At 73.5% G+C, this 26,008-nt stretch carries 15 protein-coding genes; 2 read left to right on the forward strand and 13 right to left on the reverse strand.

From position 1 onward, the window contains the following. Positions 1-65 precede the first annotated feature (65 nt). The 7 genes from DWB77_RS33785 to DWB77_RS33815 are packed head-to-tail and all read right to left on the reverse strand — an operon-like array spanning position 66 to position 17,376. A complete protein-coding gene (locus DWB77_RS33785) occupies positions 66-701 on the reverse strand; it encodes an O-methyltransferase (protein ID WP_120726106.1) in 636 nt (211 codons plus the stop codon). Next, positions 698-1,465, reverse strand: coding sequence for a thioesterase II family protein (locus DWB77_RS33790; protein ID WP_120726108.1), 768 nt, complete (start codon positions 1,463-1,465; stop codon positions 698-700). The genes DWB77_RS33785 and DWB77_RS33790 overlap by 4 nt, the downstream gene beginning before the upstream one ends. Then, a complete protein-coding gene (locus DWB77_RS33795; RefSeq protein WP_120726110.1) occupies positions 1,462-2,592 on the reverse strand; it encodes a Gfo/Idh/MocA family oxidoreductase in 1,131 nt (376 codons plus the stop codon). Before DWB77_RS33795 ends, DWB77_RS33790 begins: the two co-directional genes overlap by 4 nt. Continuing rightward, positions 2,589-3,743, reverse strand: coding sequence for a saccharopine dehydrogenase NADP-binding domain-containing protein (locus DWB77_RS33800; RefSeq protein ID WP_120726111.1), 1,155 nt, complete (start codon positions 3,741-3,743; stop codon positions 2,589-2,591). The genes DWB77_RS33795 and DWB77_RS33800 overlap by 4 nt, the downstream gene beginning before the upstream one ends. Then, positions 3,740-9,205, reverse strand: coding sequence for a non-ribosomal peptide synthetase (locus DWB77_RS33805; protein ID WP_120726113.1), 5,466 nt, complete (start codon positions 9,203-9,205; stop codon positions 3,740-3,742). Before DWB77_RS33805 ends, DWB77_RS33800 begins: the two co-directional genes overlap by 4 nt. Further along, on the reverse strand, positions 9,202-16,041 hold the full coding sequence (locus tag DWB77_RS33810; protein WP_162952662.1) for a non-ribosomal peptide synthetase: 6,840 nt from the start codon (positions 16,039-16,041) through the stop codon (positions 9,202-9,204). Before DWB77_RS33810 ends, DWB77_RS33805 begins: the two co-directional genes overlap by 4 nt. A 39-nt stretch (positions 16,042-16,080) precedes the next feature. Next, a complete protein-coding gene (locus DWB77_RS33815; protein ID WP_162952663.1) occupies positions 16,081-17,376 on the reverse strand; it encodes a condensation domain-containing protein in 1,296 nt (431 codons plus the stop codon). A 109-nt stretch (positions 17,377-17,485) separates the two neighbouring features. On the opposite strand from DWB77_RS33815, the gene DWB77_RS33820 reads away from it, so the two are divergent. Together DWB77_RS33820 and DWB77_RS33825 are read left to right on the forward strand one after the other, a co-directional pair. Next, positions 17,486-18,451: a ferritin-like domain-containing protein gene (locus tag DWB77_RS33820; protein ID WP_120726118.1), complete on the forward strand. Its 966-nt coding sequence runs from the start codon at positions 17,486-17,488 to the stop codon at positions 18,449-18,451. Positions 18,452-18,490: 39 nt separating this feature from the next. Continuing rightward, entirely contained in the window at positions 18,491-19,663 is a 1,173-nt protein-coding gene (locus DWB77_RS33825) for a class I SAM-dependent methyltransferase (RefSeq protein ID WP_120726120.1), read from the forward strand. Between the two features lie 92 nt (positions 19,664-19,755). Here DWB77_RS33825 and DWB77_RS33830 read toward each other — a convergent pair whose 3' ends face one another. The 6 genes from DWB77_RS33830 to DWB77_RS33855 all read right to left on the reverse strand — a co-directional run bounded on the left by DWB77_RS33830 (position 19,756) and on the right by DWB77_RS33855 (position 26,007). Then, positions 19,756-20,574, reverse strand: coding sequence for an alpha/beta fold hydrolase (locus DWB77_RS33830; RefSeq protein WP_120726121.1), 819 nt, complete (start codon positions 20,572-20,574; stop codon positions 19,756-19,758). Between the two features lie 169 nt (positions 20,575-20,743). Beyond that, positions 20,744-22,183: an NAD(P)/FAD-dependent oxidoreductase gene (locus DWB77_RS38490; protein WP_120726123.1), complete on the reverse strand. Its 1,440-nt coding sequence runs from the start codon at positions 22,181-22,183 to the stop codon at positions 20,744-20,746. A 7-nt stretch (positions 22,184-22,190) separates the two neighbouring features. Beyond that, positions 22,191-23,408: an FAD-dependent oxidoreductase gene (locus tag DWB77_RS33840; RefSeq protein WP_120726125.1), complete on the reverse strand. Its 1,218-nt coding sequence runs from the start codon at positions 23,406-23,408 to the stop codon at positions 22,191-22,193. A 48-nt stretch (positions 23,409-23,456) separates the two neighbouring features. Further along, entirely contained in the window at positions 23,457-24,266 is an 810-nt protein-coding gene (locus tag DWB77_RS33845; RefSeq protein ID WP_246033717.1) for an ABC transporter permease, read from the reverse strand. Continuing rightward, positions 24,263-25,039 (reverse strand): ABC transporter permease, encoded by a 777-nt coding sequence (locus DWB77_RS33850; protein ID WP_120726127.1) that lies wholly within the window; start codon positions 25,037-25,039, stop codon positions 24,263-24,265. Before DWB77_RS33850 ends, DWB77_RS33845 begins: the two co-directional genes overlap by 4 nt. Beyond that, positions 25,036-26,007 (reverse strand): ATP-binding cassette domain-containing protein, encoded by a 972-nt coding sequence (locus tag DWB77_RS33855; protein WP_120726128.1) that lies wholly within the window; start codon positions 26,005-26,007, stop codon positions 25,036-25,038. Before DWB77_RS33855 ends, DWB77_RS33850 begins: the two co-directional genes overlap by 4 nt. Position 26,008: the final 1 nt, after the last annotated feature.

Consider the following 26,008-nt stretch of genomic DNA (forward strand, 5'->3'; position numbering starts at 1 on the left):
CCATCGTCCGCCCCGCACCCATCGCCCGCCCTGTACACGCGCCCGCCCCGCACGCATCACGCCTCCTACACGCGCCGGATGAGCGTGATGCCTTCCCGGACGGTGAGGACGACCTGTTCGACCCTCGGGTCGTCGCGGACCTTCTCGTTGAAGGCGCGCAGCGCGACGGTGTCCTCGTTCTGGTCGAGCGGGTTGGCCACCCCGCCGAACTGGAGCACGTTGTCCGCCGCGATCACCCCCCGCTCCGCGAGCAGCGGCAGCACCCCGTCGTAGTAGGCGCTGTAGCCGGTCTTGTCGGCGTCGAGGAAGACGAAGTCCAACGGCCCCTCGATGGAGGCGAGTTGGGACAGCGCCGGGCCTTCGCGCACCTCCACCCGGTCCGCCCAGGGGGACGCGGCGATGTGCCGGCGGGCGATCTCGGCGTGCACGGGATCGATCTCACAGGTCACCAGGTGTGCGTCCGGCGGGAGTTGGGCCGCCATCGACAGGGCCGAATAGCCGGTGAACGTGCCGATCTCCAGGACCCGGCGCGGGCGCAGCATGTACACCAGCATCGCCAGGAAGCGGCCCTCCATCGGCCCGACCATCATCTGCGGCACGGCGCAGACCTTCCGGGTCTCCTCGGCGAGCGCGGTCAGCCAGGGGGGTTCGCCGGTCGAGTACGCCTCGGCGTACGCGTCGACCTTGGGTCGGACGATCATGGGCTCTCCCTGTCGGCGGTGGTCAACAGCCAGGCGGCGAGGGCCTCTTCCTGGCCGCGGAGGTAGAAGTGGTCCCCCTCGAAGAGGCGGAAGGCGAAGGGGCCGCCGCTCACCTCGGCCCAGGCCCGCGCCTCCTCCTCGGTGACCTCGGGGTCCTTGTCGCCCAGGCAGGCGGCGACGGCGCAGCTCACCCGGGTGTCGGGCCGCGGACGGTACCGCTCGACGAGCCGGTAGTCGGCGCGCAGGGTCGGCAGCACGACCTTGCGGACCTGGGCGTTGCCCAGGAGCGCGGGCGGGGTCGCGCCGAGCCGCGACAGTTCGTACCACAGCGCCGCGTCGTCGAGGTGCTTGTCGCCGGGCTTGTGGAAGCGGGGCGCCGGACGGCCGGAGACGCCGAGCAGCGAAGGGCCCACGCCGTGGCGGGCCTCCAGGCGGGCCGCCGTCTCGTGCGCGACGGCCGCGCCCATGCTGTGGCCGAAGAACAACACCTCGCGGTCGAAGGCGGGCAGCAGCGCCTCGGTGACGCGCGCCACCAGACGGTCCATGTCGTCGATGTGCGGATCTTCGAGCCGGTCCTCGCGCCCGGGGTACTGGACGATCAGCGGCTCCACCCACGGCGGCATGCGTTTGGCGAGCGGCCGGTAGAAGCTGGCGGAGCCGCCGCCGTGCGGAAAGAGCACGAGGCGTCGGCGTGCTCCCGGCCGGGGCCAGTAGCAGCGGAACCAGGTGCGGTAGGGGGTGTCCGCGTGCGGCGGCCTGTTCACGGGCGGCTCCACGGTTCGCCGGGCCCCGCGTCGATCGAGGCGGCGGACAGCACCTCGGGCGGGCTGCCCCGGTGCAGCCGCACGGGCCCGAACCGGTCGGTGGCCTCGGCGGTGAGCCGGCACAGGGCCAGGTGGTACTGGCCGTCCCCGGCGGGGTCCTCGCGCGCCGCGACGGCCGCCCGCAGCGCCCCGAGCGCCCGTGCGGCGGCCTGCGGCCACAGCTCGCCCAGGATGCCCCGGTGGTCCGGCGCGGCCGCGGGGCCGAGGGGCGCCGTGCTGGGGAAGGCGAAATGGGGCGCCGCCGACTCGGCGAGCCCGACGGTGGTGCGGATGTCCTGCGGCATGTGCGGCCGGGGGCTCCACAGCAGCGGGCCGTGGGTGTTGGCGAGCGTGAGGTGGCCGCCCTCGGTGTGCAGGGTGATCCGGTGGAAGAGATGGATGTGGTTGTCGGGGTCGCCCGGATCCATGTCGTTCTGGAGCCGCAGCGTGAGCGGCACACCGCCGATCACCCCGTCCAGGCTCCGGTACACCGCAGGCGAGTCCGTCAACTGCGCTGCGCCCAACGGTAGTTGGGAAAGGGTGCCCAATATGTACGGGCGGACCGCGCCCAGGGCGCGGCCGAGGATGTCGAAGGTGGTGTACAGCACCTGGAAGGAGCAGACGGCGTCGATGTGCAGGGCCCGCTGGCGGGCCAGCAGCCGCCGCGCGGTGGCGATGAACCGGCGCACCGGTTCCACGTGCGGGTAGTGGGTGTTCACCCGGTAGACCACCTGGTGGGCGCGGGCGGCCCGCAGACACTCGGCCAACTCATCCTTGTGCAGGGGGTGTTCCTGGAGTACATGGTGACCGCGCGCCATCAGTTCCCGGGCGATGCGGGCGCCGGGGCCGCCGTTGATCCCGGCGCCGACCACCACGGCGCACGCCTCCACGTCCTTGGGGACGGCGTCCACCTCGGTGTAGAGCGGCACCCCGTAGTGCTCCGCGACCCGCCGCGAGCGCTCGCTTCCCCGGGCGAGCACCCCCGCCGGCTCGTAGGGCGAGTCGGCGCGGGCGGCGCCCGCCAGATAGATCCGGCCGAACTTGGTCCCGCACACCACCAGCCGGGGCCGCCGCCCGGTTCCGGTCACAGCTCGCCCTCCTCGGTGTCACCGGCTTCGGCGAGCGGGACCCGGTAGGTCGCGAGGAGGGACACCTCGTCCAGCTTGGCCACCCGCTCCACCACCAGGGACGGGTCGAGCGCCTCGGCCGCGTAGTGCACACCGGGCGCCACCGCCCCCTCCAGCAGGGCGCTCGCCGCCAGGGCCGCGACGAGACCGGTGAGCCGATAGGTGTCGCCCGCCCGCAGGACCAGGCTGCGGGTGGCCGGGACCCCTTCGTGACGACCCGTCAGCTCCAGCGCGAACAGCTGGTACGGGGCGCGGCCGAACAGGTCGAGGGCCGCCGCGTCGATCAGTTCACGGGCGGCCGGGGTCAGATCGCTCTGGCCGGCCATGGCGCCCTGGAGCCTGCTGAGCGTCTTGAGCATGTGGGAGCCGCCGTCGAACACGTTGTACCAGTCCACCGTGGACAGCCCCAGGTCCCGGGCCAGCCGCTCGATCTCGTAACTCAGATAGGGATAGGCGCTGACGGTCCCGGGGAAGAACGGGAGCCGGGCATCGGCCAGCGGGGTGAGCGCGCGCAACACCCGCGCCCCGTCCCGCCACGCCGACTGCGCCTCCCCGTAGCCGCCGCCGAGGCTGAGCAGATAGTCGGCCGCGCCCGCCGGGGTGAGGCGGTCCATGGTGCCCGCGTACGCGGTGAGCCGGCTCGGCTCGCTCAGCTCCTGGGTGGCGAGCCAGCGGGGCAGCAGTCCGGTGAGGCCCGGCATCATGCCCGCCGTGAGGAGCGCGGTGCGGCCGTCGGCGGCGAGGTGCCGCTCGGACAGGGCCCGGTGGACGGGTTCGTCGCCGCCGGCGTCCACATAGTCGGCGCCCGCCGCGAGCGCGACGCGGGCCACCGTGTCCAGGACGAGGTACGAGGGGCCCGCGCAGTTGACGACGATCCGGCTGCCCCGGCAGAACGCGTCGAGCGAGGCCGCGTCGGCCGTGTCCGCCCGGGCGGACTCCACCGGCCCCGGGCGGCCGGTCGCCGTGAGCTCTGCCGCCAGCTCCGCGGCGCGCTCGGCGTCGCGGCCGCCGATGCGCAGCACCGCCGAGGGGTGGACCGAGGCCAGTTCCCGGGCCACCACGCGGCCGACCGCGCCATAGCCGCCGAGGACCGCGATGATCGGAGCGTTCACGCCTGGTTCTCCTTGTCCGTACGGGCTTCGGCGAGCAGGGCCGCGATGCGTGCGGCGCGGCCCGGCGCCAGACAGCTGAAGTGGGTGCCCGGGGCGTCGAGCCGGCGGACCTCGCCGAGGCAGCCGGCGCTCCACCACGCCGTCATGTCCGCGCGCAGCGTCGGCCAGAGGGCGATCTCCTCGGTGTGCGCGACCAGCGTCAGATCACCCGTGTACGGCTCCGGGTGGTGGGTGGCCGCCGCGTCGGCCAGGGCGCGGCCCGCCGTGATGCGCGGGCCGAGGGTCGCGGGGTCGGTGGCGAGCGCGGCGGCCAGCAGCTCGGTGCGCTCCTGCTCGGGCCGGGCCGCGTAGCGGGCGAAGGCGTCGGTGAACTCCCGGTGCGCGCCGCCCAGTTGGGCCGGAGCGCCCTGGGGTACGCGGCCCGGGGTGGTCGCGAGGAGGTGGGCGAGCGCCGGGCCGGCGAGGGCGTCGTCCGGCAGTCCGAGCGCCATCGGATCGAGCCCGGCGCCGAGGGCGAAGAGGTACTCGGCGAAGGCGTCGTCCTCGACGACGGCGGGCAGCGGATAGCTGCTGATCACCGTGAGGTCCACCTCGGCGCCGCCCTCCGCGAGCAGCCGGGCCGTCTCGGCCGCGAGCACCCCGCCCACATGGGCGCCCACGAGCCGGAAGCGGCTGTGCCCGGTGGCCCGCAGGGTCCGGGCCCGGTCGTGGGCGACGCGCTCGATGAGCACGTCCGGCGCGGTGCCCGCGTAGTCGGTGAGCGGGTGGTTCGCCGACAGGTCGAGCAGCGGGCCCGCATCCTCCAGCGGGGCACACAGCGCGGCGTAACGCTCGGCCGTGCCGAAGCCCTCGGCGCAGGTCGCCCACACCCACGCGTCGTCCCCGCCGCCGAGGAAGGCGCCCGGCGGGGGTGTCGCGCTCTCCTGCGCGGCCATCTGCTCGCCCTCGATCCCTCCGGTGGAGAGCAGGGCGGCGAGGCGCGCGACGGAGGCGCCGCCCAGGACCTCGCGCAGCAACTCGTCGAAGAAGGTGTGTTTGGCCTCCGCCACCTCCTCGCGCAGCACCCCGACGACCTGGGCGGCGAGCAGCGAGTCCCCTCCGGCCTCGTAGAACGTCTCCTCGCGGCCCACCGCGGTCGTGCCGAGCACCGTGCACCAGGCGGCCCGGACGCGCTGCTCCAGGTCGCTCATCGGCACCAGGCCGCCGCCCGCGGCGCGCTGTTCGACGGCGCCCCGGGGCAGCAGCCAGGACGCGAGGGCGCGCCGGTCCGTCTTGCCGTTGTCGGTCAGCGGCAGCGCGTCCACGAGCTGGAGGTGGGCCGGAACCATCTCCTCGGGCAGGCGCTCGGCGACATGGCCGAGGACGTCGGCGGCGTTCGTCGGGACCCGGTCCCGCTTGAAGCGGACGGCGAAGACGTGCATCCCGATGGTGGACAGCGGGTCGTCGGTCCCCGGCAGGCACACCACCGTCTCGCCGCCCGCGCCCTCGATCAGCTCCAGCCACTGGTCGCGGGTGACGAAGGTCTGGTCGGCGCCCTTGCGCACGTCCTCGAAGTCGCCCGCTGTGGCGTCGAAGAGGAACTCCATCGACGTCAGGATCTGGTAGTTGTCGCGGGTCGTCTCGATGAAGATGAGCCAGCCGCCCGGCGCGAGCATCTCCCGCATCCGGTCGAGGACCACCGAGGCGTCGCGCGAATAGTGCATGACGTTGCCGCACAGGATCACGTCGAGGGAGTTCGGCTCGATGCCCTGCGGGCGGTACTCCTCGTTCATGTCGAAGAGCTGGTAGGTCACCCAGGGGAAGTCGGCGAAGCGCTCGGCCGCCTTGTTCAGGAAGAACTGCGACACATCGGTGAAGAGGTACGAGCAGTCGCCGCCGGCCAGCCGGGGCACCGCCTCGACGCTCACGCCGCCCACGCCCGCGCCCACTTCGAGCAGGCGCAGGGTGCCGCGCGGGGCGTGCTCCTGGGCGATCCGCTGGACCACGGAGGTGGCGACCCGGTTGAGGTAGGAGTTGAGGAAACCCTCCGTGTAGGCGGCCTCCTGGATCTCCAACCTCCCCTCGGGGAAGAGGAGTTGGACCGGATCCTGCTCGTCGCGCAGCAGCTGTGGCAGATGCGCGGTGGCGGTACGGAAGTAGTTCAGGAGCTCCGAGCCGTCCTGGGCGGTGGGCAGCGCCTCGTCGACCCGCAGCCACGCCTCGTCGACCGCGCCGGGCTCGGCCCGGCGCAGCGCGAGGTAGTGCCCGTCCTCGGGCGAGCGCTCCACATAGCCCTCGCGCTCCAGGGCGGCGAGCCAGCGGCGCACCAGCCGGTGGTGTTTGGGTGCGACACCCGCGGAGCCGAGGATCGTGTCGAGCGCGTGCCGTTCCCGGTCCGTGGCGAACAGGCCGCTGCTCTGGAGCACGTCCATCATCGCGAGCAGCGCCGCCTCGTCGAGACGCCGGGCGAAGCCGACGACCTGCTCGGCGTCGACCCCGGCCCTGACCTCCTCGCCGTCGGCGGTCACCGCCTCGACGAGCGCGCCGTCCAGTGCGGCGCCGCCGGCCGGGGTGCGGGCGGTCTCGGCGAACGCCATCAGGCGCCGCTCCCACGGCCGTTCGCCGTCGACGAGCACCACGCAGTCGGCGACGGCCGGGTGGCTGCGCACGGCCGCCTCGACCTCCGCCGTCTCGATGCGATGGCCCCGGATCTTGACCTGGCGGTCGTCCCGGCCGAGGAACTCGATCTCCCCGTCGGGCAGATAACGGCCCAGGTCGCCGGTGCGGTAGAGGCGCTCCCCGGTGCGCGGATGGGTGAGGAAGCGTTCGGCGGTCCTGTCCTCGTCGCCGAGGTAGCCGAGCGCGAGCCCGGCCCCCGCGATGTACAGCTCGCCCGCCACCAGGTCCGGGCAGGGCTCCATCTCCTCGTCCAGGACGTGGAAGCGCTGGTTGGTGAGCGGCCGCCCGTACGGGATCGAGGGCAGCCCGGGCGTCACCTCGTCGATGGGGTGCAGGATCGACCAGATCGACGCCTCCGTGGCCCCGCCAAGCGACACCACGGCAAGACCCGGCACCTTGGCGCGGATGGAGTCGGGCAGCGACACCGGTATCCAGTCGCCGGAGAGCAGGGCCAGCCGCAGCGAGGGCAGCGGCATCGGATCGGTGGTGAGGTACTCGTTGACCATGTGCAGCTGCGCCGGTACGGAGTTCCACAGCGTGACCCCGTGCCGGGCGGCGAGATCGGCCCAGTGCGAGGGGTCGGCGCGCCGGTCGGGGTCGGGCAGGACGAGAGCGCCGCCCGCGGCCAGGACCCCGAACACGTCGTAGACCGACAGGTCGAACCCGAGGTTGGCCAGGGCCAGGACCCGGTCGCCCGAGCCGACGGAGAACCGCCGGTTGATGTCCTCGATCGTGTTCACCGCGCCGCGATGGCTGATCATGACGCCCTTGGGGCTGCCGGTCGACCCCGAGGTGTAGATGACGTACGCGAGATCGTCCGGGTCGCGCAGCCGCACCACCGGGGCCGTCGGCACGGCAGCAAGTGCCCCCACATCGAGGGCGGTGACGCCCTCGGGCAGCGCGGTGCGCTCCGAACGCACCAGGGCGCAGCCGATCTTGGCGTCCCGCAGCATCCGCTCGCGGCGCGCCTCGGGCTGATGGGTGTCGATCGGAACGTAGACGGCCCCGGCGAGCAGGATGCCGAGGACGGCCGCCACCTGCTCCCAGCTCTTGTCCATCACCACGGCGACCAGATCGCCGGGGCCGTGGCCCGTCTCCGTGAGGGCGCGGGCCACGGCGTGGGCACGGGCGGCGAGCTCGCCATGGGTGAGCACGGTGTCCCCGCAGATCACGGCGGGGCTCTCGGGCGCCCGGGCGGCGGCCGCGAAGACGCCCTCGTGCAGCAGGGCTTCGGGCAGCGGGGCTTCGGTCGCGTTGGCCGCGGCGCGCCGCGCCACCTGCTCGGCGGGCAGCTCGGTCGGCGCCGCTTCGTCCCACACGGCGGAGTCGCACGCCATGCGCTCCACCAGGGCGCGGAAGGAGGCGAACATGGCGTCCACCACGCCGTCGGCGAGCACGCCCTCGCGCACGTCCCAGTTGAGCGAGAGCCCGTCGCGGTCCTCCATCACCTGGCAGTCGATCCACACCTGGGGGGTCTGGCTGATGCCGTGCACCAGACGGCCCTCACTGTCGTCGGCCGGGGCGGACGCGGCGTCCCCCAGCCCGATCGCACTGGTGAAGACGACGGGCATCAGGGCGGCGTCCTGCCCGCGCCTGCGGGCGATCTCACGCATCACCTCGACACCGGTGAACAGCCGGTGGTCGAGGTCCTCGAAGAGCCGACCCAGTAGTCGCGTGCCCCGCTCGGCGAAGGTGGCGCCCGAGGAGCGATCGACCTCCAGGAGCTCGACGGAGGTGAAGTCGCCCACCAGCGACCCGACTTGGGGGTGCAGCGGCAGCCGGTTGAGGAGGGTGAGGTCGAGCGTGAAGCGCCGCCGGTTCGACCACCGGCCGATGACCTCGGCGTACGCGGCGAGCACCGCGCCCGAGGGCGTCAGGCCGCGGGCGGCGGCCGTGTCGCGCAGCGCCTGCCAGCGGGGCCGGGACAGCGTCATGCGATGGCGCGTGAAGCGGGCCGGGCCCTCGGCGGCCGGGCCGTCGCGCATCGGGAACGCCGGCGCGGGCGGCAGGTCCTCCACGCGGTCCAGCCAGTAGGCGCGGTCGCGCTCGTAGCGGCTGCTCGCGCGCAGTCCGCGCTCGGCCAGCAGATAGTCCCGGAAGGTGACCGGCAGCTCGGGCAGGGCGGCGGCCGGATCCGCGTACAGGGTGCGCAGTTCGTCGAGGAGCAGATTGATCGACACGTAGTCGGCGATCAGGAAGTCGAGGGAGACGTGCAGCAGGGCGTGGTCGGCGAAGAGGGTGGCTCGCAGGGCGAAGAGCGGCCACGCTCCCGCCGGCCTGATCTGGTGGTCCAGGGCGGCCCGCTGCTCGGCCAGCGCCTCGGCGGCCCGCGCCGGGGTGGCGGAGCGGACGTCGGTCACCTCGATGCGGTACGGGGCGACCGCGGCCAGCACCCGCTGGGAGCCCTCCTCGTCGACGACGGCCCGCAGCATGTCGTGCCGCTCGACCAGGCGCTGCCAGGCCTGCTCCATCCGGGCCGGGTCCAGCGTGGTGAAGCGGAGCTCCCCGTAGGCGTGGCAGGCGACGCCGCCGTAGGCGAACAGGTCCTTGCGGCCCAGCAGATAGGCCGTCTGCACATCGGTGAGCGGGAACGGGGTGTGGCGGTCCTCGGGGTGGTGCACGACCGTGGTGCGCGTGCGCTCCTCACGCAGCTGCTCGAGCACCTGCTCCTTGTGGGCGCGCAGCGTCTCGCGGCGTTCCTCGGTCAGCGCGCCCTGCGGGGCACGGAAGCGCAGCCGGCCCGACTCCTCCCACAACTCGACCCCGGCGGCCTCCAGTTCGGCCAAGAGCCCGGCGATGTTCATAGGGTTCCCTCTTCCATGGCGGTCGGGGCGGTCGTGTCGCGTCGCTCCTGGATGAGCGCGGCGAGTGCGCTCACGGTGGGAGCGGCGAAGAACTGACGCAGCGTCAGGCGGATTCCGGTGGCGCGATGGAGCTCCTCGGTGGCCCGGGTGGCGCTGAGGCTGTCCCCGCCGAGCAGGAAGAAGCTCTCGCCGCGGCCGACCCGTTCGGTCTCCAGGACCGCGCCGAAGACAGCGGCCACCACCTGCTCCCCTTCGTCTCGGGGCGGCTCGTCGAGGTCCGGCCCGGCGCCCGTGCCGGTGGCGAGCTCGACGAGCGCGGCACGGTCCACCTTGCCGTTGGCGGTCAGCGGCAACCGCTCCACGGCCTCGATGCGGTCCGGGACCATATAGCCGGGCAGCCGCTCGGCGAGCTGATCGCGCACCGCCGCGGTGTCGGGGGCGAGGGCAGTGTCGGAGACGACGAAGGCGACGAGGTGGTGGCGCGGGCGCGCCCCGACCGTCAGCGCGACCGCGCGGGCCACGCCGGGAAGCGAGCCGAGCGCCGCCTCGATCTCACCCAGCTCGATGCGATGCCCGCCCACCTTGACCTGGTGGTCCTCGCGGCCCAGGAATTCGAGCACCGCGCCCGGCCGATAGCGGCCGAGGTCGCCGGTGCGATACCAGCGCTCCCCGCCGTGGGTGACGAACCGCTCGGCGGTACGCACCGCGTCCCCCCGATAACCGGCGGCCACCCCGGCGCCGCCGATCCACAGCTCCCCGGGCACCCAGTCGGGACGGTCCCGCCCGAGCGCATCGGCCACGCGGTAGCGCTGGCCGCGCAGCGGAGTGCCGTACGGGATGGACGGCCAGCCGGGCAACATCCCTTCCACCACATGGAAGTTGGACCAGATCGCGGCTTCGGTGGCGCCGCCCAGGGCGACCAGCCGACAGCCCGGCGCCCGTTCGGCGAGCCGGCCCGGCAGATCGAGGCCGACCCAGTCACCGGAGACCAGCGCCAGGCGCAGCGAAACGAGCGGGGGCCCATCGGCGCCGGCCACCAGCAGCATGTCGAGCAGCGCGGGCACCGTGTTCCACAGCGTCACCCCGTGGGCGCGGACGGCGCCCAGCCAGGCGTGCGGCTCGCGGCGCTCCTCCTCGGCGACCAGGACGAGCGCGCCGCCCGCCGACAGCGGCCCGAAGATGTCGTAGACGGACAGGTCGAAGTCGAGAGCGGAGAGCGCCAGCACCCGGTCGTCGGGCCTCACCGCGAACCGCTCGCCGATGTCCTCGACGGTGTTGACGGCGGCCCGGTGGGCGATCTCGACGCCCTTCGGCTCGCCCGTCGAACCCGAGGTGAAGATGGTGTACGCGAGCGCCGCGTCGGACACCTCGACGGGCCGCTCCAGCGGCTCGGCACCGAACGCGTCGGCCACATCCACCCGTCGGACGCCGGCCGGCCAGTCGCCGACCGCGCGGGAGGTCAGGGCCACAGTCGCCCCGGCCCCGGCCAGGATGCGGGCCCGGCGCGCGGCCGGCTGGTCCACGCCCACCGGCACATAGACGGCCCCGGCGGCCAGCACGCCGAGCACCGCGGCGATCTGGTCGGGCCCCTTGGGCACCACCACGGCGACGGTGTCCGAGGGCCGCACCCCGGTGGCTCGCAGCGCCCCGGCGACGGCCAGCGCCCGGCCCGCCAGGGACCCGTAGTCCATCCTTCCCGCCCCGCCCCACAGCAGGGCGGGCCGTGCCGGCTCGGTGCGCGCCCGCTCGAAGAACGCCGTGTGCAGGAGCCTGCCCTCAGCGGGAGCCCCGGTCGCGTTGGCGGCGGCGCGGGCCTCGCGCTGCGCGGCCGGCAGTGGCACGGCGACCTCGGCGGCCCAGTCCGCCTCACCGAGAGTGCGTAGCAGAGCTTCGTACGCCGCGAACATGTCGGACACGACACCGTCGGGGAAGAGCTCCTCCACCACGTCCCAGTTGATGGCGAGACCGCCACCGCGCTCCACGACCTGGCAGTCGAGCCAGACCTGCGGCGTCTGGGAGAGGCCGTGGACCTGCTCCCCGAACGGCATGGTGAGGTCGGCGAGCCGGTCCGAGACGCCGAGGGTGCTGGTGAAGACGACCGGCATGGGGGAGTCCATCACCCCGTCGCGCAGGGCGAGTTCACGCAACACCCAGATCGCGGAGACCGCACTGTGCTGGAGGCCTTCCCAGATCTGCTCCTGGAAACGCCGGGCGCCCGACGCCCAGCCCTCGCCCGCGCGCGGCCGGTGGCCCACCAGAAGCAGCGAGGTGAAGTCGCCGACGATGTCGTTGATGTCGGGGTGCACCTCGCGCCGGTCGAACAGCGTCAGGTTCAGGGTGACACCGGGATGCGCGCTCCACGCGGCGAGCACATCGGCGAACGCCGTGGCGAGCAGCGCGGACGGCGTGAGGCCGACCTCCCGGCCGCGCGCGGTCAGCCCCGACCAGGTGGCGGCGTCCAGCAGGAACTCGCGCCGGGCGAAGCGGGGCGCGGACACCTCGGCCGGGTCGACGGCGAGCGGCAGCGCGGGCGCGGGCGGCAGCTCCTCCAACCGGGCCCGCCAGTACGCCCGGTCCGCCACGAGGTCGTCCTCGGCCGGCGCGGCCTGAAGGACGTAGTCCCTGAACGAGACGCCCAGTGAAGGGAGTTGGGTGTCCGGGGCGCGGTAGAGGGTGGCCAGCTCCCAGAACAGGGTCATGATGCTCAGGGCGTCGAGGACGATGTAGTCGAAACCGAAGGCGATCCGGGTACGGCCGGAGCCGTAGCGGGTCGCGGCGATGTCGAACAGCGGCCAGTGACCCACGTCGAAGACGCGGTGGTCCATGGCGGCGCGTTGCTCGGCCAGGGCTTCCCGCTCGTGGCCCGGAGCCGCGTCGGTGACCGTGAAACGGAAGCGGGGCACACGCGGCAGGATCTTCTGGTTGCCGTCGTCGTCGAAGACGGCCCGCATCATCTCGTGCCGCTCCACGAGCCGGTTCCAGACCTCCTCAAGCAGCGCGAGGTCCACGTCCTGGCCGTCGAACTCCCAGTACCAGTACGATCCGACGCCGCCCAGGGTGAAGTCCGAGCCGCGCCCCAGCCAGTACGCGCGCTGCACATCGGTGGCGGGAAACGGCTCGCCCCGCCGCTCCGGGTCGGCGGTCACCGTGGGCAGCCTGGTCGGGCGGCCCGGGGTGAGGCCGGCGGCGAAGTCCCGCAGGACCGGCGCGGTGAACAGCCGCCCGAGGTCGGCCCCGTGCAGGCCCTCGGCCCTGAGCCGGTTGAGCAGCCGGGTGGCGAGCAGGCTGTCCCCGCCCAGCGCGAAGAAGTCGTCGGTGCGCCCGACCCGCTCAGCGCCGAGCAACTCCTCCCACAGGGCTGCCACGGCCGCCTCCACGGGCCCCTGCGGAGGGGTGGCGGCGGCGCCCGCCCGGGGGGCCGCGGACAACAGCTCCGCCAGCGCGGCCCGGTCGACCTTGCCGTTGGCGTTCAGCGGCAGGGCCGCCACGGCGGTCAGCCGCTCGGGGATCATGGGGGAGGGCAGAAGAGCGGCCAGATGCTCACGCAGAGCGTCGCCCCACGCTCCCTCGGCCTCCCGTTCGGGGTGCGGAACTTGGCCCCGGGTCCCCTCGGCCTCCCGTTCGGGGCGCAGCGCTTGGCCCCGCGCTCTCTCGGCCTCCCGTTCGGGGCGCAGGGCCTCGGCCCACGCTCCCTCGGCCTCCTCCGTACCGGGTACCCGACCCTCCGCACCGGTGCGGAGCACCACCGCGGCGGCGAGTCGGCGCGGCTCGTCCCCTACGGGGACCACGGCGGCGGCGTTCACCTCGGGGTGCGCCACGAGGGCGGCCTCGATCTCGCCGGGTTCGATGCGGTGGCCCCGGATCTTCACCTGGAAGTCGGAGCGGCCCAGGAACTCGACGGTGCCGTCGGGCCAGTAGCGGGCCAGATCGCCGGTGCGGTACCAGCGCGTGCCCTGATACGTCACGAACCGGTCGGCGGTGCGCTCCGGGTCGCCCCGGTATCCCTGGGCCACCGACGCCCCGCCGATCCACAGCTCACCCGGCACCCAGTCGGGCCGGTCCCGGCCCTGGGGGTCGACCACCCGGCACCGCTGATTGGCGAGCGGCGCCCCGTAGGGCACACAACTCCCTTGCCGCTGCGGCCCGTTGACTTCATACACGGTGGAGTGGATCGCGGTCTCCGTGGTGCCCCCGAGCCCGGCGAAGCGCAATCCGGGGAAGACGTCCGCCGCCGCGTCGGCCAGCGCGAAGGGCACCCGATCGCCGCCCAGCAGCGCCAGGCGCAGCGAGGGCGCGCCACCCCCGGCCCGGGCGGCCTCCACGAGCATGGCGAAGAGGGTGGGCACACAGTTGACGACGGTGACCTCGTGCTCCCGCACCAGCGCCAGCCAGGCGCGCGCGTCGCGCCGCTCGGCTTCGGTCACACAGACCACCGCGCCACCCGCCGACAGCGGGCCGAAGATGTCGTAGACGGACAGGTCGAAGTCGAGCGCGGAGACGGCCAGCGTCCGGTCGCGCGGCCCGACCGCGAAGTGCTCGCCGAGCGCGGCGACGGTGTTGTGGGCCGCCCGGTGCGAGACCACGACACCCTTGGGCAGACCGGTGGAGCCCGAGGTGTAGATCAGATAGGCGGGCTCGTCGGTGGCGGGGACGGCGGGCGCGGCAAGGGGGTGCGCCGAGCCGGATGCGGCGAGCGTGGCGGCGGTGACCTCGAAGCGGGCGCCGCTGGAGGCCCGGATGCGGGCCCGGCGCTCGGCGGGCTGGTCCACCCCGACCGGGACGTGCACGCCGCCCGCCGCGAGCACCCCGAGGGTGGCGACGATCTGGTCGGGCCCCTTGGGCAGGGTGACCAGGACCGTCCCGCCCGGGGCGAGACCCTGCTCGCGCAGCAGTCCGGCAAGGCGCAGGGCCCGCTCGGCCACCTCGCCGTAACCGAGCCGGCCGCCGCGCCACAGCAGCGCGGGCCGGTCGGGATCGGTGGCGGCCGTCGCGAAGAACGCGCTGTGCAGCGGGGCGTCGGGCAGGGCGCGGGTGGTCGCGTTGACGCGCTCGCGCACCCGGCGCCGGTGCGCGGGGAGCAGCTCCGGCAGCGGGCCGTCCCAATCGGCGCCGGGCGCGGTCAGACCGGACACCAGGGTCCGAAAGGCCCTGAACATGTCCTCCACGACGCCGTCGGGGAACAGGGCGTCCACCGACTCCCAGTTCAGCCGGATCCCGTCGGCCTCCTCGACCACCTGGAGGTCCATCCACACCTGCGGGGTCTGCGAACTCATCCAGGCGGGCTCGCCGAGAACGTCCCGGACGTCGGGTCCGAACAGCTCGCCCATGCTGAGCGCGCTGGTGAAGACGACCGGGGCGAGCGTCGCGCCCCGCCGGGTGCGGGCCAGGTCGCGCAGCACCTCGGTGCCGGGGTAGTCGCCGTGCGCGGCCACCTCCCGGAACCCGCCCTGCACCTGACGGGCCCGCTCGGCGAAGGAGTTCCCCCGCCGGGCCTCTACGGGCAAGAGCAGCAGAGCCGTGAAGTCGCCCACCAGGTTGGGCACTTCGGGGTGGAGCGGCGCACGGTCGAAGAGCGGAAGGTTGAGCAGGAAGCGCTCCTCGGCGCTCCACAGGGACAGCACCTCGGCGTAACAGGCGGCGAGCGCCATGGAGGCGCTGACGCCGTGGGCGCGCGAGAGGGCCAGGAATCGGTCCCGCTCGGCCGCGTCGAGCAGGTGGCTGCGCCGGGTCGTGCGCGGCTCGCGGATCCTCTCCGGGGCGGCGGCCAGCGGCAGTTGGGGCCCCGACGGCAGGGTGGCGAGGCGCTCCGTCCAGTAGGCGCGGTCCCGTTCACGTCCCTCGGCCGGGTGTGCGGAGCGCTCGGCGAGGTAGCGGCGGTAGCTGTAGGCGGGCGGCTCGGGACTGTGGTCCGGGCGGTCGTAGTGGCGCGCCAGATCGGCGACGACGATGCGGAAGCTCATCGCGTCGCACACCAGCATGTCGATGTCCACGTGGAGCCGCCCCGTGCCGCCGGGGAGCAACGTGAGCCGCACGTCGAGCACCTGGCCGCGTGCCGCGTCCATCCGCTGGTGCGACAACCGCTCGCGCAGCCGCGCCAGTTCGGCGTCCACCTCGGCGGCGGGCCGGGAGCGCAGATCGTGCACGGCCGCGAGTCCGGTGGGTGCCTCGCCGATGCGCTGGGTGGCGTCGTCGAGGAAGCGGGCCCGGAGCATGGGGTGCCGGGCGGTGAGGGCGCGCAGCGCCGCGTCGAGGCGCCCGGGGTCCAGGGGCGGACCGTCGAACTCGAAGTAGAAGTGGCTGCCGCAGCCGAGTGGCTGTCCTTCGGCCCGGCCGATCCAGTACGCGTGCTGCATGGGAGCCAGCGGAAAGGGAGCCGTCTCGTCGGTGCCCGCGTACGGCGTTCGGTACGCGTCCTGCCTCGCCGCCCCGCCGTCCTGGCCCGTCCGGAAGGCCCCGCCGCCGTCCGGGGCTGTGGCGAAGGTGCCGCCGTCCGGGTCCGTGGGGAAGGCCCCGCCATCCGGGTGCGTCGCGAGGGCCCGACCGTCCGGGTCCGTGGCGAAGGCCCGGCCCGCCGGATCCTGGCCCGACGTCCCGCCGTCCGCGTCCCCGGGTTGGTGGACGCCCTCTCCACCCGCCCGGGCGCTCGCCAGCGCCCACCAGTCGCGCAGCCGGGGTCGCTCGATGAGTTCGCCGAACGTGACGGCGACGCCGTCCCTGCGCCAGAGCCCGGCGAGCCGCATGACACCCATCGAGTCCAGGCCCCGGGCCACCAGGTCGTCGTCGTCCGACAGGGACGCGACGGGCTCCTCCAACAGGTCCGCGACGGCCCTGCGCATGTCATCGAGCGAAATTCCCATGGGTGCCCCCGAGGGTGGTCAACAGATCCGGTTGACGGGCAGGTCCGCTCTCTGGGCGACCAATTCCGATGCCGCCACGAAGCGTTCGACGAATTCCTGGGCGAAGGCGGGAGTGAAGCGTCCCTCGTTGTAGAAGAGCAGGACATGAAAGCCCGCGCTGTGGGGCACGAGGACCAGTTCGAGTTCGAATCTGCTGCCCACCCCGTCCGGCACCAGAACCTCTATGTCGAGATCGCCGACGGTGATGCTGTAGACCGGTTCGGCGAGCATCTGGAAGACGATGTCGTCGGCGCGCGCCCCGTCGTTTCCGGACCCGGGAAGCGGTAACAGCTGATACGGAATTCCCTGGTTGAGGAATCCGCCCACCACGGTCGCATGGGTCGCCCTGAGCGCCTCGGTGACCGGCGCGGACGGTGTGATGCGGGTGCGCAGCACGACCATGTTGGCCAGGAAACCGACCGTGCGCCGGGTCTGCGGCCGCAGCCGGTTGGCGTACAGGGACGCCACCGCGAGATCGCTGCGGCCGGTCGTGCGGTGCAGCGTGGCGTAGTACAGGGTCAGCATGGCGGCGAAGAGGGAGCTGCCCCGGCCGACGGCCAGCGAGCGCAGCGAGGCGACCGTGGCGGCGGACAGCTCGCCCCGCACACGGGCGGTCCGGCGTGGACCGGGATCGGCCCGCGAGGGCAGCGCGGGCAGATGAAGATCCCGCAACTCTCGCTCCCAGTAAGCAAGTTGGCCTTTAAGCTCACCGTTGTCCAGGGCGTTGCGCTGCCAGTCGGCGAACTCGCCGAACTGCCAGCCCACCTCGACCGGCTCCCTGACGCCGCCGGACAGGCGGTCGAGTTCGGCGCACAGGTCCTGGAAGACGACGCCGCACGACCAGGAGTCCGTGACCAGGTGGTGCATGTTGACGCACAGGACGTGTGCGTCGTCGGCGACTCGCCACAGCGTGCACCGCACCGCGCTCGAAGCGGCGTCGATCCGGGTGGCGAGTTCCTCGGCGATGCGGGAGCGCACCACCGACTCGGCGTCCGCCTCGCCCCGCAGATCGACCTGGCGCACCTCCAACGGATGTGGCGGGCGCACGATTTGGCGCAGATTCCTGCCGCCTCCGCTGAATACCGTACGCAACGCGTCATGACGCGCGTAAACCCGGTCGAGCGCCGCACCCAGAACGGACGGGTCCAGCGGTCCGCGGATACGGCACATCATGGGGCAGTTGAGCGCTCCGTCCTGACCGCGATAGCGGTCGAGGAACCACAACAGCCGCTGCCCCACGGACGGTTCCATCTCGCGCTCTTCGGAATTCCCCACGGCGCTCAAGCTACCGACCACCGCCGAAACGGCTTCGGGTACTGAAAGATACTTGGCGGCATTGAAAGAAACGGCCGGTGCGGGGCGTCGCGCTGCTAGCGTCCCCGGCATGCGGGACCTCGACCTACCGACCCCGGGCCACACCCGGCTGTCCTGGGACTACACACCGCGCACCCCCCAACTGCACCGTCTTCACCAAAGGGCTCAGGAGCAGCAGTGGAGCGCCGGGGATCTGGACTGGTCGCTGCCGGTGCCCTTCGGCGCGCCCCTGCCGGACGGGACCGACTTCGCGCGCGCCTCCTTCGAGGCCTCGCCGATGGCGGTGCGGGGCCGGCCGATGTGGGACACCTTCCGCTGGGAGCTTCAGAGCTGGCTGGTCAGCCAGTTCCTCCACGGCGAACAGGCCGCTCTGGTCGCGGCCGCGCGGCTCGTCCAGGAGCTGCCCGACGTCGAGTCCAAGCTGTGCGCGGCGAGCCAGGTCACCGACGAGGCCCGCCATGTCGAGGTGTTCTCGCGCTATCTGCGCGAGAAGATCCCTCAGCCGTACGCCGTCAACGAGGCCCTGCACGCCCTGGTGAAGGACGTCCTGTCCGACGCCCGCTGGGACATCGCCGCCCTCGGCATGCAGATCGTCGTGGAGGCCCTGGCGATGGCGGCGTTCCGGCTCGCGGGCACCACCTTCCACGACCCGCTCATCCGTCGCGTCACCACCCTGGTCGCCCGCGACGAGGCCCGCCACGTCTCGTTCGGGGTGCTCGCCCTGCGGGAGGTCCACCGCGAGTTCGGCAGCGCCGAGCGGGCCGAACGCGAGGACCTCGTCCTGGACGCGGCGGCCCTGATGCGCCGGCGCTTCCTGCTGGGCGACGTGTGGGAGCGTCTGGACGTCGACCGCGCGGCGGGTGTGCGGTACGCGGCGAGCGACCGGGCCATGGTGGCCTACCGGCGCACCGTCTTCACCCGGGTCGTGAGCGCCCTCGACCACATCGACCTGCTGACCGACCGGGTCCGCCAGGGACTCGACCGGCTCGACCTGCTCGGCGACGGCTCGCCGGTGCGCCGGCCGCGCGGCGGCTGAACCGGCTGAACCGGCTGAACTCGACGGAGGCACCCACCCATGACCCCGCCCGACCGTTTCGCACCCCACCCGCCGAACCCGCGCGCCGCCGCGGCCCCGAGGCCGCCCGGCGCCCGCTCGGCCACCGAGTCCGCCGCGCCCTCCACGACGGCGCAGGCCCTGTCGGTGCGCCTGTTCATGGCGGGCCTCGGCGCGGCCGAGCTGATGACGGCGTACCTGGGGCTACGGCTCGGCCTGTACGACGCGCTCGCCGAAGGCGGCCCGGCGACCGCCCCGCAACTGGCCGAGCGCGCGGGCATCGCCCCCCGGTACGCCCGGGAGTGGCTGGAACAGCAGGCCGCGGCCGGCATCCTGACCACCGCGCCGGGCGACATCGACCCGGACCGGCGGGTCTTCGTACTGCCGCCGGGCCACGCGGAGGCGCTGACCGACCCCGACAGCCTCTTCTCGATCGCCCCCCTCGTGCTGCTGCCCATCGGCGGCATGGCCTCGGTCCTGCCCCAGCTCATCGAGGCGTTCCGCACCGGGGAGGGCATCGCCTACGAGCGGTTCGGACCCGAACTGCGGGGTGGGCAGGCCGGGTTGAACCGCTCGGTCTTCCAGCACCAGCTGGCCGGCTGGATCGCGGCCACCCTGCCCGCGGTGCACGCCGCGCTCGGCGGGCAGGGCGGTGTGGTCGCGGATGTGGCCTGCGGCTCGGGCCACTCCTCGATCGCGCTCGCCCAGGCCTACCCGAGGGCCCGGGTGCACGGCCTCGACCTGGACGAGCGGTCGGTGTGCGACGCCCGGGCGAACGCGCGCGAGGCCGGAGTGGCCGACCGGGTGACCTTCGAGGTGCGCGACGCCGCCGACCCCGAATTGGCGGGCCGCTACGACCTGGTGTGCGTCTTCGACGCGCTCCACGACATGGCGCGGCCGGTGGAGGTCCTGCGATCCTGCCGGGCCCTGCTGGCGCCGGGCGGATCGGTGCTCCTGATGGAACCCAATGTGGGGGAGCGGTTCACCGCGCCCGCGTCCGAGACCGAGCGTTTCCAGTACGCGGTGAGCCTGCTGCACTGTCTGCCGGTCGGCATGGCGGACCAGCCGTCGGCGGCCACCGGCACCGTGATGCGCCCCGGCACGGTCCGGGCGTACGCGTCACGGGCGGGCTTCGCACGGGTGCGGGTGCTGCCCGTGCGGCACACCTTCCACCGGCTCTACCAGCTGCTCTGAAGCGCACGGCGAAGGGCCCGGGGATCCGCTGGACCTCCGGGCCCTTCGCCGTCGCGGGGTCCACGGCAAGGCGCCGCGAGCCCCCTCGGTCTCTAGTGCGCCGGGCCGCCCAGGAACTCGTCGAGCAGCATATTGACCTCGGTGGGCTTCTCCAGGAGCGCGGCGTGCCCGCTGTTCTTGATCTCCCGGTACGTGCACTCCGGGATGAGCTTGGCGAGCTCGCGGGCCAGCGGATACGGCGACATGATGTCGTGCTCCATGCCGACCACCAGACAGGGCACGGTGATGCCCGCGATGCGTTCGGGATCCGGGTCGTAGGACGCCGACGCCTCGGCGTGGCCGAGCGCGCCGTGCCCGCCGGACTCGGCGAGACCGCGCAACCCCTCCAGATACGGCCCGATGAAGGCGTCCCGGTTGAGCGCGCGCGGCCCGAACAGATACATCGCCCGGTAGATGCCCTCCATCACGGGCGGCATCACCACCCCGGCCCGCAGCCGTTCGAGGGCGTCCTCGCGAATGGCCCGGTGCAGCGCGCTCGGCTTCCAGGGCACCCCGACCAGCACGGCCCGGGTGAGCAACTCGGGCCGCTCCACGGCCAGTTCGAGGATGATGGTGGCGCCGAGGGAGTAGCCGACGATGGCACAGGGACCCACGTCGAGCTGCTCGATGAGCGCGGCCACGTCCTCGGCGAGGCCCTCCATGGTGTACGGCGGGGGCGTCTCCTGCGACGGCGGTACGCCCCGGTGGTCGAAGGTGATCACCCGGTGGCCGCGCTTGGTCAGATAGGGGACCTGCATCTGGGTGAACAGGCTCGCCTGGTGCTGGCCGGGGACCAGCAGCACGGGCCTGCCGTCGGGGTCCCCGAAGATGTCGTAGCTCAGGGTGACGCCGGTCTTGAGAGTGATCTCCACGCTGCCGTCCTTCACGGACTCGCCCGGTGGCCGGGCGGGGTTCGGTGGGTGGGGGGCCCGCGGGGCCCGGGATCGGGGGCCGCGCATCGAGGGGCAGTAGGCCCGGATGCGGGAGCCGGCCGAGGGCCGCGCGGGGCGGTGCTCGCCCGGCGCGGCCCGTCCGACGACGCTAACGGCGCGGGGCGCGCTGAGGCTGTACCGCTGACAGGTCCCGTACAGAACCGCCCGTCACCAACGACTCGAACGCGGCCCGCCCGGGGCCCTGCACGGGCGGCTCGGGCTGCGGGTGGTCGCGCAGGAAGGCGAGAATGCGGCGGGAGACGGTACGGTCCGCCATCAGCTCCTGAGGGGTCATCAGCATGTTGAAGAGGCGCAGCGAGGCCTCGCGCACCGCCTCGTCGTCCTCCCGCAGCACCGCCATCGCCCGCACGAGACGGTTGGGCAGATCCTCGGGCGGCGCCGCTCGCTCCCCTCGGAGGCCGGCCCGCAACTGGGCGAACCGGGCCTGGTCCGTGGCGAGTTGGAGCCCGAACCAGCGTCCCGGATGGGCGGCGGTCCACTCCTCGAACGCGATCACCGAGGCGAGCGGGTCTTCGGCCGCGCCGTCCGCGACCCGGGCCAGCCGCTGGGCGTGGCTGAACGCGAGCGAGACGCCCCGGCCGAAGGTGGGGTTGGTCTGCACGGCGGCGTCCCCGAGCAGGACGAGCCCGGCCGCCACCGGCCTGCCCCGCTCGTCCAGCAGGCGCCGCCACCGGTTCTGGATGTTGCCCATCGGCGCGGGATCGTCGAGCGGCACCCCGCAGTCGAGCCAGACCGCCGTGCGGGGCACCGCCGCGAGGAACCGGGTGAAGGTGTCGGGGTCGCGCAGCCGGTGGCGCAGCGGATCGGACACCGCCACCGTCGCCGAAAGCTGGAAGGTGTCGTTGTCGCCGGGAAAGACCAGCGCCGAGGCGTACTCCAACTCGGCGATCTGCGGCACCGCCAGGGAGGGGAAGCGACAGCCGGGACGCAGCCGGTAGTGGCGCGTGAGGTAGAAGAACCCGCAGGGCTGAGCGGTCTCGCTCGGCGGCGGCAGGGCGACGTCGGTGAGCCACCGCGCGATCCGGGAGCGCCGGCCGCTCGCGTCGACCACGAGATCGCCCCGGAACTCCTCGCGCCCCGCCGTACGCACCCCCACCACCCGCGGTACGCCCCGGACGTCACCGGAGAGCCGAAGCCCCGCCACCCGGGTGCCGTGCGCGAACGTGACACCCGGCTCGGCCCGAGCGGCGCGGCGCAGCACGGCCTCGTACACCAGGCGCCGGGACAGGACGGTCGCGTCCGGCAGGCCCGCCGTCAGCGGGACCGGCACGGCGCCCCGCGCCGCCAGCGCCGCAAGGACGTCGGGGGCCTCCTCGCGCAGCACCCGCGTCGCCAGGGCGAGAAAGGCATGGCCTTGCCGGGCGTGCGGGACTTCAGGGCGCCGCCACAGCCGGACGTCGTCGTCGGGGCCCGCGTCGGGCGGCTCCTCGCCGCTCTCCAGGACGGTGACGCGATGGCCGCGGCGGGCGGCGAAGAGCGCCGCGGCCGACCCGGCGAGTCCGGCGCCGATCACCAGGACATCGGCCACCGCGCCCTCACCTCGCCGCCGCGTGGTCCGGCGCGGCGGCGTCCCAGGGGACGCGATAGCCGTAGATGTCGTCGGCGCTCTTCAGGCCCAGCCGCAGGAAGAAGGGGAGCATCAGATCGCGCAGGGCCCGCCCCACCGGCCCGTTGGGCGTCATGTGACCGCCGGTCCGCCGGGCCCGCCGCACCAGATCCTCCACCCGGGGGCGCCGGATGCCCTCGAAGGCGGCGAACGCCCGCGCCGGATCGGCTTCGTCGCGCAGGCACGTGGCGAGGACGACGGTGTCCTCCATGCCGAGGGCCGCGCCCTGGCCCAGGTGCGGGGATATGGCGTGGGCCGCGTCGCCGAGCAGGCACACGTTCTGGCGGTGCCAGGTGGGCAGCGACGGCAGGTCGTAGAGCGGCCAGCGGCCGATGGGCCCCTCGGTCGCGCGCAGTATCCCGGCGACCACCCGGTGATCGGCGGCGTGCCGGCGCAGCAGCTCGGCCCGCCACTGCTCGTCGGTGATCGAGGCGGCCCACCCCTTGGCGGGCTCCACCGTCTCGGTGTGGTTCTCGAACCAGTAGACCTCCCCGCCGGGCAGCACCTGGTAGCCGAAGAACCCGCGCAGCCCGAACACCATCCGCAGGACGCCGTCCGCCTCGCCGGCCCCCTTGGTGCGGGCGAATCCGCCGGAACCGACGCCCTGGGTGAAGCTGGGCGCCGGCGCCTCGGGGAAGACGGCCGCGCGGGTCGCGGAGTTGATGCCGTCGGCGCCGATGAGCAGGGCGCCCCGCGCCGTCGTGCCGTCCGCGAACCGGGCGGTGACCCGGCGCGGCCCGTCCTGGTCGACGCCGACGAGGCGCTTGCCGAACTCGACCGGCACGCCCGCCCGTTCGGCCGCCTCACGCAGGGCCTTGTTGAGCAGGCCTCGCTTGATGACGGTGGTCCGTTCGGGGTTCTTGCCGATGGTGCGGCCCCGGTGGTTGGCGAAGACCAGCTGGGTGGTCGGCTCACCGGCGCCCAGGGCCTCCTCCGCCATGCCGAGGCTCTCCAGGACGCCGCGCCCGTTGGGCCCCAGATTGAGGAACGACCCGGCCGCGTCGTCCGGTTCGGTGCGGCCCTCGTACAGCACGGGCTCGAACCCGCAGTCGCGCAGGAACAGGGCGAGCACGGGGCCGGTGATCCCGCAGCCCACGATGAGGACCCGCTGGTCGCCGGGGGTGTCGAAGGTGCGTGCGTGGGGCATGGGCGTACTTCCTCCTCCGCCCGGTCACCGGACTGGCCGGGACCGGAGCTAACCTGCCACGAAATTACGGAACTTGCGGACCGTCACCACCGCGCAGAGCACACTCACGCCGACGGTCCAGGCGACCGTGGCGAGCACCGGGACCAACAGCGGCCCGCCGTGCGAGAGGCCGACCAGCGCCTCGACCGCCGTGGAGACGGGCTGTGCCGCCACGATCGGGCGGATCGCGCCGGGGTAGGCGTCCAGCGGCATATAGCCGGACGACATCAACGTCAGTGCCAGGGTGGGCAGTTGGACCCAGGCCATGATGACCGGCGGATAGGGGGCCAGGAGCGCGACCACCACGGCGAGCGAGGTGCACATCAGGCCGAACAGGGCCACCAGGACGAAGAAGCCCAGCGCGGCCGCGACGCCCTGCTCGAAGCGGAACCCCGGGAGCTGGGCGATGGCCGCCACCAGGGCCGCGATGGCCAGGATGCGGACCAGGTCGCCCAGCATCCGCCCGAACAGCATGGACAGGGCGTTGATCGGCATGGCCCGCAGCCGGTTGAAGACGCCGCTGCGGATGTCCACCCAGAAGGCGATGGAGCTGGAACCGATCGCGGAGAACGCCGTGATCAGGATGATCAGCGGCGCGAGGCGCACCACATAGCTCTGGCCGAGGGTGTCGTGCACCAGGATGTCGAACGCGGCCAGCAGCATGAAGAGTTGGAGCAGCGGGAAGCCGAAGGTGGCCACCAGCATCATCGGGCTGCGCAGGAACAGCTTCAGGACCCGGCCCGCGATGATCCGGCTCTCGGCCCAGAGCCCCGCGGCCGTCGGGGCGAAGGCGGGGCGCACGCTGGTTGTCGCGGTCACTGGGTCACCTTCCGGAAGGCGCGCGCGGTGGTCCACCCGCACAGCAGGATCAGCCCGGCGCACCACGCCAGCGCGGGCCAGATCCGGCCGGTGCCGGTGGCGCCGTCCGACAGGGCGCGCAGGGCGTCCACGACGGCGGAGACGGGGGAGACGTCGACGACCGGTTGGAGCCAGCCGGGGAACAGTTCGGCCGGAACGAACCCGCTCGACACGACGAGCAGCGGCAGATACGGCAGATACAGGGCGGCGGCCAGCGCCTCCTGGCTGCGCAGGGTGAGACCGACGGTGGCGGTGACGGCGGCGAGTGCGGCCGCGAACAGGACCGCCACCAGGACGAAACCGAGCGCCGCCAACGGCCCCTGGTGGAAGCGGAATCCGGCGAGATGGGCCACCAGGGCGATCACCACGGTGGAGATCACGGCCTCCGCGGCGACGGTCAGCAGCCGGGCCGCACCTAGGGCGGCACTGCTGATGGGCATCGTCCGCAGCCGGTTGAACAGACCGCTGCCCCGGTCGGCGGCGAGCGCCATCGCCGAGGCGATCGCGATGAACATCAGGGCCTGGACCACCAGGGTGGGTGTCACCGAGGGCCCGTAGTCGATGCCCTTGTCGGCGAGCATGCCGCTGAACGTGGCGTAGAAGATGCCGAAGAACACCAGCGGCTGCACGACGGTGCCGAAGAGGGCGCCCTTGCTGAAGGAGCGCTTGAAGTCGCGCTCCGCGAGCACCGTCACGTCGTTGAGGAAGGCGGGACCCGCCGGGGCCGAGCTCATGAACGGCCCTCGCCGGCCGCGCCCAACGCCTGCTCGCCGGTGCCTCGATGGTCCTTGGTCAGCGCGAAGAAGACGTCGTTGAGGGTGGGCGGGTGCACGGCGACGTCGTCGGCCCGCAGGGCCGCGCCGTCGAGCGCGCGCACGATCTTGGAGAGTTCGTCGGCGCCCCGCATCGGGACGACCAGGACGTCGTCCCGTTCCTGCACCCCCGTGAAGCCCGCGAGCGCGCCGGCCGCGCGGGCCCGGTCGCCTGCGTCGATGATCTGCACCTCGCACACGGAGCCGCCCACGTCCTTCTTCAGCTCCTTGGGCGTGCCCTCCGCGATCACCCGGCCCTCGTCGATGACGACGATCCGCTCGGCGAGCGCGTCGGCCTCCTCCAGGTACTGGGTGGTGAGCAGGATCGCCATGCCGTCGCGGGCCAGCTCGCGCACCGCGTCCCACAGGGCTTGGCGGCTGCGCGGGTCGAGGCCGGTCGTCGGCTCGTCCAGCACCAGGATCGGGCGCGGTACGACCAGGCTGGCGGCGAGGTCCAGCCTGCGGCGCATACCGCCCGAGTAGTGGCCGACCGGGCGGTCACCGGAGTCGGACAGGCCGAAGCGGTCGAGGAGTTCGGTGGCGCGGGCGTGGGCCCCCGAGCGGGTCAGCCGTAAGAGGCGGCCGAAGAACACCAGGTTCTCCCGGCCGGTGAGTGTCTCGTCCACGGCGGCGAACTGGCCGGTGACGGCGACGCTGGCACGCACGCCCGCGGGGTCGGTGGTGACGTCGTGCCCGGCGAGCCGGGCGGTGCCGCCGTCCGGGGTGAGCAGCGTGGTGAGGCAGTTGATGACGGTGGTCTTGCCCGCGCCATTGGGCCCGAGGAGTCCGACGACGGTGCCCGCGGCCACGGAGAACGACACGTCGTCCACGGCCGCCTTGGGCCCGAAACTCTTGCGGAGCCGATCGATCTCGATCGCCGCTTCGGCCACA

The sequence above is a fragment of the Streptomyces hundungensis genome (genome assembly GCF_003627815.1).
Lineage (GTDB): Bacteria > Actinomycetota > Actinomycetes > Streptomycetales > Streptomycetaceae > Streptomyces > Streptomyces hundungensis_A.